Annotated in this window: 13 protein-coding genes; 7 read left to right on the top strand and 6 right to left on the bottom strand. The window is 73.6% G+C overall.

Annotated features, from left to right (window positions below; genetic code table 11):
- The first annotated feature begins 2 nt into the window (after positions 1 to 2).
- The 4 genes from urtB to urtE are packed head-to-tail and all read left to right on the top strand — an operon-like array spanning position 3 to position 3521.
- Positions 3 to 890, top strand: a complete 888-nt coding sequence (urtB, locus tag E1258_RS01085) for an urea ABC transporter permease subunit UrtB (protein ID WP_132395950.1) — start codon at positions 3 to 5, stop codon at positions 888 to 890.
- The gene (urtC, locus tag E1258_RS01080) at positions 887 to 2071 is read left to right on the top strand and encodes an urea ABC transporter permease subunit UrtC (protein ID WP_132395948.1); all 1185 of its coding nucleotides are present in this window, start codon (positions 887 to 889) and stop codon (positions 2069 to 2071) included. Before urtB ends, urtC begins: the two co-directional genes overlap by 4 nt.
- On the top strand, positions 2068 to 2829 hold the full coding sequence (urtD, locus tag E1258_RS01075; RefSeq protein WP_132395946.1) for an urea ABC transporter ATP-binding protein UrtD: 762 nt from the start codon (positions 2068 to 2070) through the stop codon (positions 2827 to 2829). The genes urtC and urtD overlap by 4 nt, the downstream gene beginning before the upstream one ends.
- Positions 2829 to 3521 (top strand): urea ABC transporter ATP-binding subunit UrtE, encoded by a 693-nt coding sequence (gene urtE / locus E1258_RS01070; protein ID WP_132395944.1) that lies wholly within the window; start codon positions 2829 to 2831, stop codon positions 3519 to 3521. Before urtD ends, urtE begins: the two co-directional genes overlap by 1 nt.
- 69 nt (positions 3522 to 3590) lie before the next feature.
- Here urtE and E1258_RS01065 read toward each other — a convergent pair whose 3' ends face one another.
- From E1258_RS01065 to E1258_RS01050, 4 genes are all read right to left on the bottom strand, one after another.
- The gene (locus E1258_RS01065; protein WP_132395942.1) at positions 3591 to 4556 is read right to left on the bottom strand and encodes a hypothetical protein; all 966 of its coding nucleotides are present in this window, start codon (positions 4554 to 4556) and stop codon (positions 3591 to 3593) included.
- A gap of 214 nt (positions 4557 to 4770) precedes the next feature.
- Positions 4771 to 6504, bottom strand: a complete 1734-nt coding sequence (locus E1258_RS01060) for an ABC transporter ATP-binding protein (protein WP_132395940.1) — start codon at positions 6502 to 6504, stop codon at positions 4771 to 4773.
- Entirely contained in the window at positions 6501 to 8210 is a 1710-nt protein-coding gene (locus E1258_RS01055) for an ABC transporter ATP-binding protein (protein WP_207919357.1), read from the bottom strand. The genes E1258_RS01060 and E1258_RS01055 overlap by 4 nt, the downstream gene beginning before the upstream one ends.
- A gap of 286 nt (positions 8211 to 8496) precedes the next feature.
- Positions 8497 to 10605 (bottom strand): cellulose binding domain-containing protein, encoded by a 2109-nt coding sequence (locus E1258_RS01050; RefSeq protein WP_132395936.1) that lies wholly within the window; start codon positions 10603 to 10605, stop codon positions 8497 to 8499.
- Positions 10606 to 10839: 234 nt separating this feature from the next.
- Between E1258_RS01050 and E1258_RS35345 the strand changes: the two genes are divergently transcribed.
- Entirely contained in the window at positions 10840 to 10962 is a 123-nt protein-coding gene (locus E1258_RS35345; RefSeq protein ID WP_256370948.1) for a hypothetical protein, read from the top strand.
- A 215-nt stretch (positions 10963 to 11177) separates the two neighbouring features.
- On the opposite strand, the gene E1258_RS01045 is transcribed toward E1258_RS35345, so the two are convergent.
- On the bottom strand, positions 11178 to 11705 hold the full coding sequence (locus tag E1258_RS01045) for a TetR/AcrR family transcriptional regulator (RefSeq protein WP_243715102.1): 528 nt from the start codon (positions 11703 to 11705) through the stop codon (positions 11178 to 11180).
- Positions 11706 to 11953: 248 nt separating this feature from the next.
- Between E1258_RS01045 and E1258_RS01040 the strand changes: the two genes are divergently transcribed.
- The gene (locus E1258_RS01040) at positions 11954 to 13414 is read left to right on the top strand and encodes an MFS transporter (RefSeq protein WP_132395932.1); all 1461 of its coding nucleotides are present in this window, start codon (positions 11954 to 11956) and stop codon (positions 13412 to 13414) included.
- A gap of 62 nt (positions 13415 to 13476) precedes the next feature.
- Here the strand turns inward: E1258_RS01040 and E1258_RS01035 are convergent, their stop codons facing one another.
- Positions 13477 to 14109, bottom strand: a complete 633-nt coding sequence (locus E1258_RS01035; protein WP_132395930.1) for a hypothetical protein — start codon at positions 14107 to 14109, stop codon at positions 13477 to 13479.
- An 82-nt stretch (positions 14110 to 14191) separates the two neighbouring features.
- On the opposite strand from E1258_RS01035, the gene E1258_RS01030 reads away from it, so the two are divergent.
- Entirely contained in the window at positions 14192 to 14737 is a 546-nt protein-coding gene (locus tag E1258_RS01030; RefSeq protein ID WP_243715100.1) for a hypothetical protein, read from the top strand.
- Positions 14738 to 15401 lie beyond the last annotated feature (664 nt).

The raw sequence follows: 15401 nt of genomic DNA, 5'->3' as shown, positions 1-15401 counted from the left end.
CCGTGACAGTCCTCTTCGGACAGCTCTTCACCGGCGTCAGCATCGGCGCGGTCCTGCTGCTCGTCGCGCTCGGGCTCGCGCTGACCTTCGGCCAGATGAACGTCATCAACATGGCCCACGGCGAGTTCATCATGGCCGGCGCCTACACCACCTACGTGCTCCAGCAGACGATCACCTCGGCCGGCTGGTCGCTGCTGGTCGCCCTGCCCGTCGCCTTCGCGGTGGCCGGCACGCTCGGGGTGCTGCTGGAGGTGCTGCTCATCCGCCGCCTCTACGCCCGGCCCCTGGACACCCTGCTCGTCACCTGGGGCGTGTCGCTGATGCTCCAGCAGGCGGCCCGGGACGTCTTCGGCAGCCCCAACGTGCAGACCCGCGCGCCCGCGCTGCTCACCGGCAACGTGTCGCTTCCCGGCGGGATCACCGTGGCCAACAACCGGCTGTTCATCCTCGGCCTCGCCGTGGCGGCCGTGGTGGCGCTGACCCTCGCGCTGCGGCTCACCCCGCTGGGCCGCCGCATCCGCGCCGTGGTGCAGAACCGCGACCTCGCCGCCGTCTCCGGCATCGCCACCGCCCGGGTCGACCGGACCACGTTCTTCGTCGGCTCCGGGCTGGCCGGCGTCGCCGGGGTCGCGCTGACCCTGCTCGGGCCGATCGGCCCGACGATGGGCACCAACCTCATCATCGACGCCTTCCTGGTGGTCGTGGTCGGCGGGATCGGCCAGCTCAAGGGCAGCGTGATCGTCGCCTTCGCCCTCGGCGTGCTCCAGGCCACCGGTGAGTACCTCACCACCCTCAGCGTCGCCAAGGTGATCGTCTTCGTGGCGATCGTCGCGTTCCTCCAGTGGCGGCCACAGGGCCTGTTCACTTTGCGTACCAGGAGTCTGGCATGACCACCGTGACCGGCACGACCAATGCCACCGACGAGCCCGCCGCCCCGCCGCAGCCGCCCGCGCGCCGCCGCACCGGCGGGCGGGCCCGCACGGCGCTCGGCTTCGCGGCCGGCGCGGCGCTGCTGTTCGGCGCGGCCCCGCTGGTGCTGTCGGACTTCCGGCTGGCGCTGCTGGCCAAGTACCTCTGCGTGGCGATGGTCGCCGTCGGCATCGGCATCGCCTGGGGACGCGGCGGGATGCTCACCCTCGGCCAGGGCGTCTTCTTCGGCCTCGGCGGCTACGCGATGGCCATGCACCTCAAGCTCGCCGACGCGGGCCCCGGCGCGCTGCCCGACTTCATGCAGCTGTACGGGCAGCTCGACGAGCTGCCGTGGTGGTGGCGGCCCTTCGCCAGCCCCTGGTTCGCACTGCCCGCCACAGTGCTGCTGCCCATGGCCGTCGCCTTCGGGCTCGGCTCGCTGGTCTTCCGCCGCCGCGTCCGGGGCGCCTACTTCGCCATCCTCAGCCAGGCCCTGGCCGCCGCGATGGTGATCCTGCTGGTCGGCCAGCAGGGCACCACCGGCGGCACCAACGGCCTGACCGACATCCAGGGCTTCTTCGGCTACGACCTGGACGACCCGGTCAACCAGCGCACCGTCTACTTCCTGATCGCCGCCGCCCTGCTGGCGCTGCTCGCGGGGGCCCGCCAGCTCATCCGCAGCCGCTACGGCGAGCTGCTGGTGGCCGTCCGCGACGGCGAGGAGCGGGTCCGGTTCCTCGGGTACGACCCGGCCACCGTCAAGGTCGTCGCGTACGTGGTGGCCGCCGGGATGGCCGGGATGGCCGGTGCGCTGTTCGTGCCGGCCGTGGGCATCATCTCGCCCGCCCTGATCGGCATCGTGCCGTCCATCGAGTTCGTCATCGGCGTGGCCGTCGGCGGCCGGGCCACCCTGCTCGGGCCGGTGCTCGGCGCGGTCGCGGTCGCCTGGGCCCGTACCGCGCTGTCCGAGCGGTTCCCGGGCACCTGGACGTACCTACAGGGGCTGCTGTTCGTGCTGGTCGTCGCCTTCCTCCCCGGCGGCCTGGCGTCGCTGTGGGCGTTGGCCCGCAACCGGCGCGCGGAGCCCGACCAGCCGCCGCGGTGGCGGCGGGTCCTGCCCGCCGGGCGGGGCCGGACCCGGACGGAGGTGCCGGCGGCATGACCGGCGGACAGAGCGACGGCCTGCGCGTGCGGGACCTGCGGGTCAGCTTCGACGGTTTCACCGCCGTCGACGGCGTCGACCTCGACGTGCCCGCCGGCGACCTGCGGTTCCTCATCGGGCCCAACGGCGCCGGCAAGACCACCCTCGTCGACGCCGTCACCGGGCTGGTCCGGGCCACCGGCTCGGTCCGCTTCGGCGACCGGGAACTGCTCGGCCGGGACGTGCACCGCATCGCCCGGCTCGGCGTGGGCCGCACCTTCCAGACCGCCGCCGTGTTCGAGGAACTGACCGTCGCGCAGAATCTCGACATCGCAGCCGGGGCCGGGCGCAGCTGGTGGACGCTGGCCCGCCGTCGGCGACGGATGCCCGACGAGGTCGTCGCCGCCCTGGACACCATCGGCCTCGCCGACCGGGCCGACCACCTCGCCGGCACCCTCGCCCACGGGCAGAAGCAGTGGCTGGAGATCGGCATGTTGCTGGTCTCCGACGCCCGGCTGCTGCTGCTCGACGAGCCGGTCGCCGGGATGAGCCACGACGAGCGGGACGCCACCGGCGCCCTGCTGGAGACTGTCAGCCGGGACCGGACCGTCGTGGTCATCGAGCACGACATGGACTTCCTGCGCCGCTTCGCCCGCAGCGTGACCGTGCTGCACGCCGGGCGGGTGCTCAGCGAGGGCACCGTCGCCCAGGTCCAGGCCGACCCCCGGGTGCAGGAGGTCTACCTCGGCCACCCCGTCGACGCTCCCACGGAGGCGTGATGTTGACACTGCGCGGCGTGCACGCCGGGTACGGGCGCAGCCTGGTGCTGCACGGCGTGGACCTCGCCGTCCCCGCCGACGGGGTCGCCGCCGTGCTGGGCCACAACGGGGCCGGCAAGAGCACCCTGCTGCGGGTCGCGGTGGGCCTGCTGCGGCCCCGCGCCGGCACCGTCGAGCTGGCCGGGGAGGACGTCACCCGGCTCGCCCCGCACCAGCGGGTCGCCCGGGGCATGGCGTACGTGCCGCAGGGGCAGCAGTGCTTCCCGCACCTGACGGCGGGGGAGAACCTGCGGCTGGTCGCCGACGGCCGGCGCGACGGCGCGGCGGCCACCGCCGAGGCGCTCGACCTGTTCCCGGCGCTGCGCCCGCTGCTGCGCCGCCGGGCCGGGCTGCTCTCCGGCGGCCAGCGCCAGCAGCTCGCCATCGCCCGGGCGCTGATCACCCGGCCGAAGCTGCTGCTGCTCGACGAGCCCACCGAGGGCATCCAGCCCTCGGTGGTCACCGAGATCCAGGACCGCGTCGTCGAGCTGACCGCCCGCGCCGGGATCCAGGTGCTCCTCGTGGAGCAGCACCTCGGCTTCGCGCTGCGGGTGGCCCAGCGGTACTACGTGCTGGAGTCCGGGCGGGTCACCTCGGCCGGCGACGGCGGGGCCACCGCCGAGCCCGCCGTACGCGCCGCGCTCGCCGTCTGACCCCACGCACGGTGGTCCGGAAAGGACGCCGACGGCGTCCTCCCCGGACCGGTGCGCCGCTTCGACGGGCTACAGCCCGAGCAGCGCCTGGTGGATTCGGTGCTGCGTGCCCCGGACGAAGAGCCGCAGCTCGCCGCCGTAGACCGCCGCTGCCGGCACCGACCGCGCGCCGGCAGGACCGGGCAGGGCCGCCCAACCCGACCAGGTGTCGGTGGACGTCGAGTAGCGGTTGGTGCGGATGGTGTTGCTGGTGCCCTGGGTGAACAGGTGCAGGTTGCCGCCGTAGACGGTGGCGGTCGGTGCGGATTTCGCGCCGGCGGTGCCGGGCAGGGTGGTCCAGCCGGACCAGGTGTTGGTGGACGTCGAGTAGCGGTTGGTGCGGATGGTGTTGCTGGTGCCCTGGGTGAACAGGTGCAGGTTGCCGCCGTAGACGGTGGCGGTCGGTGCGGATTTCGCGCCGGCGGTGCCGGGCAGGGTGGTCCAGCCGGACCAGGTGTTGGTGGACGTCGAGTAGCGGTTGGTGCGGATGGTGTTGCTGGTGCCCTGGGTGAACAGGTGCAGGTTGCCGCCGTAGACGGTGGCGGTCGGTGCGGATTTCGCGCCGGCGGTGCCGGGCAGGGTGGTCCAGCCGGACCAGGTGTTGGTGGACGTCGAGTAGCGGTTGGTGCGGATGGTGTTGCTGGTGCCCTGGGTGAACAGGTGCAGGTCGCCGCCGTAGACGGTGGCGGTCGGCGCGGATTTCGCGCCGGCGGTGCCGGGCACCGTGGCCCAGCCCGACCAGGTGTCGGTGGCGAGGGTGTAACGGTCGACCCGCACGGTGTCGCCGGTGCCCCGGGCGAACAGGTGCAGGTCGCCGCCGTACACCACCGCGCCCGGCCCGGAGCGGGCCTGGGCCGGACCCGGCACGGCCGTCCAGCCGGATGCGGGCGGAAGCTGCGGGCGGCCCCAGCTCTGCGCCGGCGCCGCAGAGGCCGGCGCAGCGACCAGCGTGGTGGCCCCCAGGGCGAGCACCAGCAGTCGGCTCAGCGTTCTCACTGGATGAGATAAGTGCACATGCGCTCCTTCGTGGACGGTGATCGGTGGCGCCCCGGCGTGGCCGCCGGGCCCGAAAGGCCATGCTCGTCGCCGGCTCGTCGGCTGTACACCGCCGAACGGTCCTGCGGTCCCGCTGTCCGGGCACGGTACGGACTCCCGCAGCGCGTCGGCACCACGGCCGGCACCCCGTCACCGGGGGCGGTGCCGGTCGGTGTCACGAGCCGTGCCAGGAGCGCCAGAGCGACGCGTACACGCCACCGGCGGCGACCAACTCGTCGTGACCGCCGATCTCGATGATCCGACCGTCCTCCAGCACCGCCACCCGGTCGGCGTCGTGGGCGGTGTTGAGCCGGTGCGCGATGGCGATGACGGTGCGGCCGGCGAGCACCGCCGCGAGCGCCCGTTCGGTGCGCCGGGCGGTCGTCGGGTCCAGCGCGGCGGTCGCCTCGTCGAGGATGAGCGTGTCCGGGTCGGCCAGCACGAGCCGGGCCAGCGCCAACTGCTGGGCCTCGGCGGCGGCCAGGCCCCGGGCGCCGTCGCCGAGTTGCGTGTCGAGGCCGTCGGGCAGGTCGGCGTACCAGTCGGCGCCGACCGTGGCCAGCGCGCCGCGCATCCGCTCGTCGGTGGCGTCCGGGGCGGCGAAGGCGAGGTTGTCGCGCAGCGAGCCGATGAAGACGTGGTGCTCCTGCGTGACCAGCGCGATCCGGCGACGCCGCTCGGCCGGGTCCAGGTCGGTGACTCCGACGCCGCCGAGGCTCACCACCCCGGCCTGCGGGGCGTCGATCCCGGCGAGCAGCCGGGCCAGAGTGGACTTCCCGGCCCCCGAGGGGCCGACGACGGCGAGGCGCTGCCCGGGCTCGACCGTCAGGTCGATGCCGTGCAGCACCTCGTGGCCCTCGGCGTACGAGAATCGCGCGCCCCGTACCACGAGCCGCCGCCCGTGCGGCGCGTCCGCCCGGCCGCGCGGCTCCGGCGGCACCAGCCCCACGCCGAGGACCCGGGCGAACGAGGCGATGCCGCGCTGCGCCTGCTCGATCCACAGCAGCAGCCGGTCCATCGGGTCGATCGCCTGCTGGAGGTAGAGCGCGGCGGCGACCACCTCGCCGAGGGTTGCCATGCCGCGCGACAGGAAGACACCGCCGACGAGGAGCACGGCGGCGACCGGCAGCGCGTAGCTGCCCTCCACCACGGGGTAGAACACCGACCGCAGTGCGAGCGTGGCCCGCCGGGCGGCCCAGACCCCGGCGATCCGCCGGGTGCCGTACGCGACGCGGTCGGCGTCGAGACGCAGCGCCTCGATCGTGCGGGCACCCTCTGCGGTCGTGGTCAACGCCTCGGTCAGCTCCGCCGTCGCGGCCCCCTCGGCGAGGTATGCGGGCCCGGCCCGGCGTAGGTACCAACGGGTCACCGCCCAGATCGACGGCAGCCCGGCCAGCGCGAGGAAACCGAGCAGCGGGTCCAGCAGGAACACCGCCGCGAACAGCAGGACCAGGTGCGTCGTGGCGATGACGACGGTCGGCACGACGTCGCGCATGGTGGTGCCGACGGTCGTCACGTCGACCGAGCTGCGGGTGGCCAGGTCGCCGGTGCCGGCGCGTTCGACCACGGACACGGGCAGGGCGAGGACCCGGGAGACGAACTCCTCGCGCAGCCGGGCCACGGTCCGCTCGCCGAACCGGTGCCCGGCGTACTGGGCGTACCGGGAGAGCAGGCCCTGCACGAGCACGCAGGCGGCGATGCCCAGCGCCAGCCGGTCCACGGCGGCGGCGCCAGCGCCGGCGGAGACCTCGTCCACGATCCGGCCGAGCAGCCACGGCACGCCGAGCCCCGCGATCGTGGCGGCGGCGTGCAGCGCCAGCACCACGGCCACGGCCCGCCGGTCCCGCGCGATGAGGTCGAGGGCGGCCCCGCGTACGGCGGACCGGTCCGCCACCGGAAGCTTCGTCACCGCCGTGCCCGCCCTGCCTCGACGCTCTCGTCGTCTCCATCGGCGGAGCCGCCGGTCCGGGACACCAGAGCGCGGTACCCCGGGTCCCGGTCGAGCAGGTCGGCGTGGGCGCCGGTGGCGACGATCCGGCCGGCGCTCAGATGCGCGACGACGTCGGCGTGCCCGAGCAGCAGCGGCGACGTGGCCAGCACGACCGTGGTCCGACCGGCCCGGGCATCGCGTAGGCGACGCGCGATGCGTGCCTCGGTGTGGGCGTCCACGGCGGACGTCGGGTCGACGAGGATCAGCACCTCCGGCTCGGCCAGCAGGGCCCGGGCGAGGCGCACCCGCTGTCGCTGGCCGCCGGAGAGCGTGCGGGCCCGGGCCCCGATCGGGGTGTCCAGACCGTCGGGCAGCGCGTCGGCGACGTCCTGCGCGGACGCGGCGTGCAGCGCGGCCCGGACGTCCGCGTCGTCGTCGTCTCCGGCCACACGCGCGGCACCGGTCGCCTCCGGGTCGGCCCCGCCGGCCGCCGCCCGGGCGCGCAGGATCTGCCGCAGGGTGCCCGCGAAGAGGTACGCGTCGTGGTCGGCGACGAGGACCCGGGCGCGCACCTCGTCGAGGTCGACCCCGGCCAGCGGTACGCCGCCCCACGTCGCGTCGCTGGCGACGTACCGCCCGAGCCGGTCGGCCAGGGCGACGGCCTCGGCCGGGTCGTCGGCGGCGACGCCCACCAGCCGGCCCGGCGGTACCACCAGCCCGGTGGTCGGGTCGCACAGCTCGGCCGGGTGCTTCGGCGCGGTCGCGGTCACCGGCCCGCCCGCCCGGTCGGGGGTCAGCCGCAGCAGGCCGACGATGCGGCGGGCCGCGACCCGCCCCTGGATGAGCTGGTAGCCGCCCTCGAGCAGGAACCAGACCGGCACGACGAGGACCGCCGTGTACCCGTACACGGCGACCATCTGCCCGATGGTGATCTCGCCGTCCGCCGCCATCCGTGCGGCGAGCCACACCACGGCCGCAAGGAAGAGCCCCGGCATGGCGATCGTCAGCGCATCGATCCAGCTCGCCACCGCGCCCACCCGGTAACCCTCGTCCAGCAGGGCGCGGGAGCGGGCCGCGTACCGGCGGGCGAACAGGTGGCGACCACCGACCCCGGCGAGCACCCGCAGGCCGGCGACGATGTCGTCGGCCCGGGTGGTCAGCTCGCCCTGCTGCTGCCGGTAGGTCGACTCCGCCCGCTCCAGCCGACGCAGCAGCGGGCCGACCGCCACCGCGATCGCCGGCACGCCCAGCAGCACCAGCGCCGCGAGCGGCGGGGCCACCGACCAGAGCAGCACGGCGACGACCCCGTACGCGATGACGGCGCCCACCCCGGGGCCGCTCAGTGTCAGCACGTGCGAGGTGCGCACGATGTCGTACCCGCCGACGGTGGCGACGTCACCGGCGGCCAGCCGGCGGGGGAGCACCGCGCCGAGCCCGGAGAGGCGGCGCAGCAGCACCTCCGCGGAGCGGGCGCTGGCGTCCTCCCGGACGAACGTCATCGTGCGGTGCCGCATGATGCCCGCCCACGCCAGCCCAGACCCGGCCGCCACGATCGCGGCGACCCACCACAGCAGCGCCCGCCCGTCGCGCGCGCGGAGCCCGTCGTCGATGGCGCGGGAGACCAGGTACGGGCGGACTGACAGCCCGACCATCCACAGCGTCCCGATGACGCTGCCGCGCAGCACGCGCCACGGCTGGCGGCGGATCAGCCACCAGACGTACCGCAGCGGCCCCGACGTGTCGGGAACACCGGGCTCGGAATGGGGGATCCGCAGCGGCACCGAACCAGGCTAACGATCGGTTCCGCCGCGTACCGCCCCGTTTCGTGTCGTTCCGGTCACCGACGTGGCGGCCGGGGCAGGGGCGTCTCGTCGCCGTGCCCGCTGCCGCCGCCGGCGGGGCCCGGAGGCTCCGCCGGCGGCGACGGCCGGGAGTCCGTCAGGGTCCCGACGCGGGGGGTCGACAACCGCGTCACAGCACGGCGCAGGGGGTGCCGTTGAGAGTGAACGCGGCGGGTGGGACGTTCGGGCCGCTGTACGCGCCCACGAAGCCGGCGCTCGTGCTGCCCCCGCCGCCGGCGATGTCGGCGGTGTTGGTGACCGTGACGGTCCGGCCGGTCTGCGTCCAGTTGGCGTTCCAGCCGCTGTCCATCCGCTGCCAGGTGGTCGGCCAGGTGAAGGTGAGCGTCCAGCCGTCGATCGGGTGGGTCCCGTTGTTGACGATGTCGACGGTGCCGATGTACCCGTTGCCCCAGTCGTTGGTGCTGCGGAAGCGCACTCCGCACGCGCTGTCCGCCGGGCCGGCGGTGGTGAAGGTCACCGGTGGCGAGGACCAGGAGAGCCGGCCCGCGCCGTCGCGGGCCAGCACGTTGAGCGTGTACCGGGTGCCCGGCACGAGGTTGCCGACCGCGAACGAGGAGGCGGTTGTCTCGCCGAGCTGCTCGCTGACCGTGCCGTTCTGCCGGTACACCTCGTACTTCAGGGGCTCGCCGGCAGCGGGGGGCAGCGCGGGCCAGATGATCGTCGCCCCCCGGTCGGTGACGTCGGTGGCGGTGGGCTGCGCGGGCGCGCTCGGCGCGCCGGTGACCACCCCGGCCGGGCGCAGCACGAGCGTGGTCAGCGAGTACGGCGGCAGGGTGCGGCTGGTCGCGTTGCCGGACTGGCTGGTGGCCACGGCGGTGGCGCCGTTGGTGAGGGTGTGCACGGTCGGCGCGGCGGCCGACGGGGCGAACCCGGCGTAGTCGATGGCGACCGGGTGGGCGTTGTCCGGGTCCTTGTTCACCAGCAGCACCGCGAGGTCGCCGTTGGGCCGGCGCACGGCGTGCGCGGTGACCAGGGCCTCGCTGGTGCCGGCCCGGACGAACTGGCCGCCGGCCCCGGCGAACAGGTTCATCATGGACAGCGCGTGGTACGGGGCGAACGGCGTGTTCAGCGGCGGCTCGCAGACCGTGCCGTCGGCGGTGCAGGTCCCGCTGGAGAGCATGCCGTAGTCGCCGTAGTCGGTGTGGCCGGCTACCTCGGAGACCGTGCCGATGCCGTTGTGCACGTTCCACCACTGGACGGTGAAGACCCCGTTCTCCAGCAGCTCGCTGTACGCGTCGGCGAGGAACAGCGCGCCCGGCTGGGTGTTCTGGCCCGTGCCGACGTTCAGCTCGGTGAGGCTGATGCCGATGCGCGCGGCGTTCGGCCCCGCGTACCGGGCGATCTGCTGGCGCAGCAGGTAGACCGCCTCGTCGATGTGGGCGATGCGTTCCAGCGACTCGGCGGCGGTGCCGCCCGGGTACCAGTGCACGTCGACGAAGTCGATCTTCGGTCCGGCGATGGACAGCACCGCCTGGTTCCACGGGCCCGGGTCGGTGCCCGCGGTGATTCCGTCCGGCCAGTTCCCCGGCGTGGTCAGCACCGCGCCGACCTTGATGGTGGGATCGACGGCCTTCATCGCCTCGGCGTACTCGACGACCAGGTTCGCGTAGTACGTCGCGCTCTTGTCCGGGTGGTTGTCGGCCTCCCAGCCCGAGCCGTAGTGGCCGTTGCCGTAATTCTCGTTGCCGACCGTCCAGTACTTCGCGCCGTACTTCTTCGTGACGTTGGCGTACCGCACCCAGTCGGCGGCCTCGGCCGGGGTGCCGGTGCCGTAGTTCGCGATGATCATCGGCTGGGCGCCGGCCCGCTTCGCCCCGGCCATGAAGGTGTCGAAGTCGGTGTTCGGGGCCACGTACCCGCCGGGCGCGGTGTGGTCCTTCCAGTGGTAGATGTCGGCGTACGAGCCGCCGGGGTAGCGCAGCATCTGGACGCCGGCCGCGCGAAGCAGGTCCGACGTCTCGTTGGTGCCCAGGTTCGTGTCCCAGATGGCGTGGTTGACGCCCAGTGCGGTGTTCGGCACCCCCGCCAGCCCCGCCCGCGCGTTCACGGCGACGGCGACCGGATCGACGGCCGCGCTGACGCCCGGGGGGTTGATCGCGGAGAGCGCGGCGGTGGCGAGCAACGCGCTCGCCGTGACCGCCGCCCAGCGGCGTGCGCCGGCCCGTGCCGGGTGCGACGGTGCTGGGCGCTGCGCCCGGTATGTGATCGGGTGGTTCATGCTGAGTTCCTTCGTTGACCACGATGGAGACTCGCCCGGGCCGGTGACGGCGGGAAGCAACCGGGTGTACGCCGAGGCGGCGGGCGGGACTCATGGACGGACTGGTCGGTGCGCTCGCCGCACTTGTTTCGTCGCCGTCCCCCGGATGGCTGTCCCGGCCGCCGGTTGCCCTTGGACGACGGTCAGCCCCGCGCGCGGCCGGTCATCGACGTACAAGAATCTCACAGTGATCGGGTGGAGCTCAAGGTGGTGCCGGCCGGCCGGACGCCGTCCCGGGCGTGGTCGGCTCGCCCCGTCCCGGCGGCGGCGGCCCTTACCCTGGCCGGGTCAACCGCCCTCGCCGGCCGGTGGTGGTGACGTTGCGTGCCGGTGGTCCGTCGCCGTCCGGCGCGGGCGGCGCCGGCCGAGGGTTACTGGGGATTGCTGGTGGTCCGGTACCGCATAGCGTGCACACACGAGAGTGGACCATCGCCCCCGCAGACCTGAGGGCTCCAGTCGCGGCCTGCGGCCGGGACACGTCCGTGTGGCCCCAGGGCGGCGCCGGGCAGGGTGGCCCGCCCGGCGCGGCGACGTCAGCTGACGGCGTCCGCGTGGGCGTGGAGCCCGCCGATGAGCAGGTCGAGCATCCGGTCGGCGTCGGCCTCGGCGGTGGGCGAGCGTTCCACCGCCGAGGCGATCGCGTGGCAGAGCTGGATGAGGTCGGCCAGCCGCAGGTCGGCGCGGATGGCACCAACCTGCTGGGCATTGGCCAGCAGCGGCCCGGCGGTGGCGTTCAGCGCCTCGTGGCAGGCGTGGAACAGCTCCGAGGTGCGGTCGGAGCCCTGGGTCATCAGGGCGGTGGCCAGGCCGCGCCGCATCGTGAGGCCGATCAGCAGGCGTAGCCAGGTGACCAGCGCCTCCAGGGGCGACATCGTCTCGGCCGACTCGCTTCCACGCTCGCAGAGGGCGCGCACGCGTTCCCAGAAGACAGCTGTCATCAGCCGGTCCTTGGTCGGGAAGTGTCGGTACAGCGTTCCGGAGCCTACGCCGGCCCGCTTGGCGATCTCGTCGAGCGAGGCGTCGGTGCCGTGCTCGGCGAAGACGAGGTTCGCTGCGGCCACCAGACGGTCGTAGTTCCGTCGCGCGTCCGACCTGGTCGGTCGTTCCGTCACGGTGGGTGGGTCCTGCCACGAAGCTGGCATCTCAACCTTCAGTTGCAAAACGGGGACCTGTCGCCGTATTTTACCGTTAGTAGCCGGTAGATCAGTGTCCGCTATCGTGCGCAGCCAACTGTTGTGAGCGGCGTCTCGCCGAAGGGAACAAGCCTGTGCCCAGTTCCACGTGCCAGTCGAGGGCCGTAGAGGCCTCGATGCCGTCCTCTGCACGGCACCGTGGACTGATCCTGACATTGGTCTTGGCCGTTCAGTTGATGATCGGTATCGACATTACCGTCATGAACATGGCGTTGCCACAGATCCAAGAGGAACTCAACTTCAGCCCCACCGGGCTGTCCTGGGTGCTCAACGCCTACACCCTGGCCTACGGTGGCCTGCTGCTGCTGGGTGGCCGAATGGGCGACATCCTCGGCTACCGCCGGGCGCTGATCATCGGTATCGGACTCTTCACCATCGCCTCGCTGCTCGGTGGCCTGGCCCCGAACGCGTGGCTGCTCCTGGTCGCCCGCGTCGCCCAGGGTGTCGGCGGGGCGCTGGCCGCGCCGGCCACGCTGGCGCTCGTCGTCAGCACCTTCCGGAAGGACGAGGAGCGCAACCGCGCCCTCGGGATCTTCGTCATGGCGTCCGGCCTGGGTTCGGCGGGCGGCCTGCTGCTCGGCGGTCTCCTCACCGACGCCGTCTCGTGGCGTTGGGTGCTGCTGATCAACGTGCCGTTCGGCCTGGTGGTCTGCCTGCTGGCGCCGAAGTTCCTCCCGATCACCCGGGTGCAGGGCGGACGGTTCGACGCCGGCGGCGCGTTCACCGCGACGCTGGGCACCGCGGCCCTGGTCTACGGGTTCGTCCACGCCGCCGAGGCGGGTTGGACCGAGCCGGTCACCATCGGCGCCTTCGTGGTCGGCGTGCTGCTCCTGGCGGCCTTCGTCGCCATCGAGGCCGCGCACACCCAGCCGATCCTGAGACTGCGGCTGTTCGCGGACCGTGACCGCAGCGGTGGCTTCCTGGTGTTCGTCTGCTCCGGCGCGGCGATGTTCGGGTCGTTCTTCCTGCTGACCCAGTACGTCCAGGGGGTCCTGGGGCTGAGTCCCTTCCGGGCCGGTGTGGCGTTCCTGCCGATGGCACTGCTCATGCTTGCCGTCCCGCCCCGGATCACGCCCTGGCTGGTCAACCGGTTGGGCGCGAAGCCGACCATGCTCATCGGCCTCACCTTGATCCTGCTGGGCATGGCGTGGCTGACGCAGGTGACGGCCGACACCGCGTACCTCAGCGGCGTTCTCGGCCCGATGATGCTGTTCGGGGCCGGCGTCGGCCTGCTGAACCCGCCGCTGACCGGCACCATCCTGGCCAGCGTCGCACCAAAGGACTCCGGCGCCGCGTCGGGAGCCGTGCAGGCGGTCGGCATGATCGGCGGGTCGGTCGGCACGGCCATGCTGGTGACCATCTTCGGCACCGCCATCAACAACTCCACCCCCGTGCCCGGGGCGGACGCGGCACGGCAGGCAAACGTCGCCCTCGCCGACGGTGTCGCCGCCGCGTGCCTCGGCGGTGCCGCCTTCGCGCTGGCGGGGATACTCATCGTGGCGATCGCGATCCGGTCGAGGAAGGCGGACGCGAGCCCTGCGGCCGAGACGAACGAGCCACTGGCCAGCGGGGTGTAGCCGTCGCCGCCGGCCGACGGTGACCTTCTCCTCGCCCCTGGCACCGGTCATGTGGGGCGGCGTCAGCGCGGCGCGGCGGACGCCAGCGGCAGGGGGGCGGGTTGGCCGTCCCACGTGCCGCTCAGCCGGGCCCCGGCCGGGCCGGGTTCCGTGCCGACGTGCCGGACGACGGCCAGCTCGACGGCGTCGGTGACGATCCGGGTCGGGTCGCCGTCCTCGACCCGGTCGATCGCGCCGAGGCCCGGGGCGGTGGCCCGCCACGCGCCGTCGACGGTGAGCACCATGCTGGGCGGGCGGTGCTCACGGTGGCCGTCCACCTCGAAGTACTCCTCCGCCTGGCCAGCGCCGGCGAGGACCGCGCCCGCCAGGGCCGCCGCGTACACCGGGTCGCCGCACGCGTCGTACACCCAGCGCCGGCCCAGCACCGTGTGCTCGCAGGTGCCGACGAGCCACGCCTCGGCGTCGCCCAGCGGCGCGCCCCGGTAGGTCAGCGGCACCTGGAGCACGGGCCCGCCGCCAGCGCGTACCAGGAGCGTCTCGATGCCCACCTGCCCGGCCGGGTCGTCGAAGCGGTATGCCGCGACCCGCTCGACGCCGGCCGCGGCCTCCCCCTGGAACCATGGCCTGCCGGGGAGCCAGGCCGACAGCAGTTCGAGCTTCGTGGGGCGGATCTCCGCCCGGTGCAGCAACGCCATGACCGGATCATAGGAGAACGGCCTCGGCGTACGTCCGGACGCAGCGGCGTCGGGGTTGTCGCCGCGTGGCAGCCTCGTACGCGTGAATACCCTGGTTACACAACTTCCCGCGCTCCTGGGCGTCCTGCTCGGCACCCTTGGCACCGTGCTGGCGACCACAGTGGCCGATCGGGGCAGATGGAGACGCAGCCAGGGCGTGCGGTGGGACGAGCGCCGGCTCGACGCGTACGCCGAGTTCGCCCGGGTGGTCAAGGAGATTCAGGCGGTCTCGGTCCGGGCGCTCGCCGACGGGCCGAGGGGCGCCTACCCGGCGGGAGCCGACCGCGACGCCGCGCTCGCCCGACTGGCCGATGCGGACGTGCGGCACACCCTGGCCTGGGAAGACGTCCTGCTGCTCGGGGATGCTGCGACGGTACGCGCCGCCCGAACCTGGCGGGACGCGGTCTGGGCCGTCGAGAACCTCGCCCGGGGCACTGCCGCGGGCGCCGGGTCCCTGGCCGACCTGCTGCACCGTGCCAACGAGGGACGCGACGCGTTCTACCTGGCGGCCCGTGACAGCCTGGGGGTGCGGGGTGGCTCCGTCGCGCAGTCCAACTTCCTGCGGCAGCGACTCGACGCCGGCCGGTGAGCACGGTCGCTACGAGCCCGGAGCCGCCCCGGACGAGCGCTCGGCGCGATCACGTCGCTGGCCCTGCTCGGTCGGGTGCACGACCGCCAGTTGCCGCCGCCGGCACCGGGCGGCTGAGCGCTGCTGGCCCGACCACGCCCGCCAGCGGACACATTCACCAGTACATTCACCAGCGTGAACCCGTGCCGGCGGTGCGCCGGGCGGTTATCCGGTATCGTCGGGGCGATCGATGCCATTGACGGGTGTGATGCCGGTGGTTCTGGTCGGGCGGGCTCCCTGGCGTGCCTGCGGGCGCGTTCGTCGGTCGCCGGTGGTGCCCGGGAGGGCTCGTCCACGCATGTGAGCGTGCTGTCCGGTCCTCCGTCGACGGCGATACCAGGTGGCCGGTGTCGATTTGTAGACCCCTGCGCCGAACCGATGTCGGCGTGGGTCGGGATGGCCGTCGCGATGGTTTCTGGGGTCGCGAACTAAGGGATGTATCGCGTCCTGATCCTCGCTACACTGACGCCGGCAAATGCCCGCGATGCTCGCTGGGCTTTGCAGATGTGGCGGCGATCGAATCGGATACGACGGGCGGTTGGCTGCCCACGATGCTGACGTACACGGGGGAATGGCGGGGCCGTGGGCCGCGCCGCCCGGAGACGTTCCCGGCCCGGCTGTTCCC

Source organism: Micromonospora sp. KC207 (assembly GCF_004348615.1).
Taxonomy (GTDB): Bacteria; Actinomycetota; Actinomycetes; order Mycobacteriales; family Micromonosporaceae; genus Micromonospora.
Note: the sequence above shows the minus strand (reverse complement) of the source record. Positions and strands in the feature narration are given on the sequence as shown.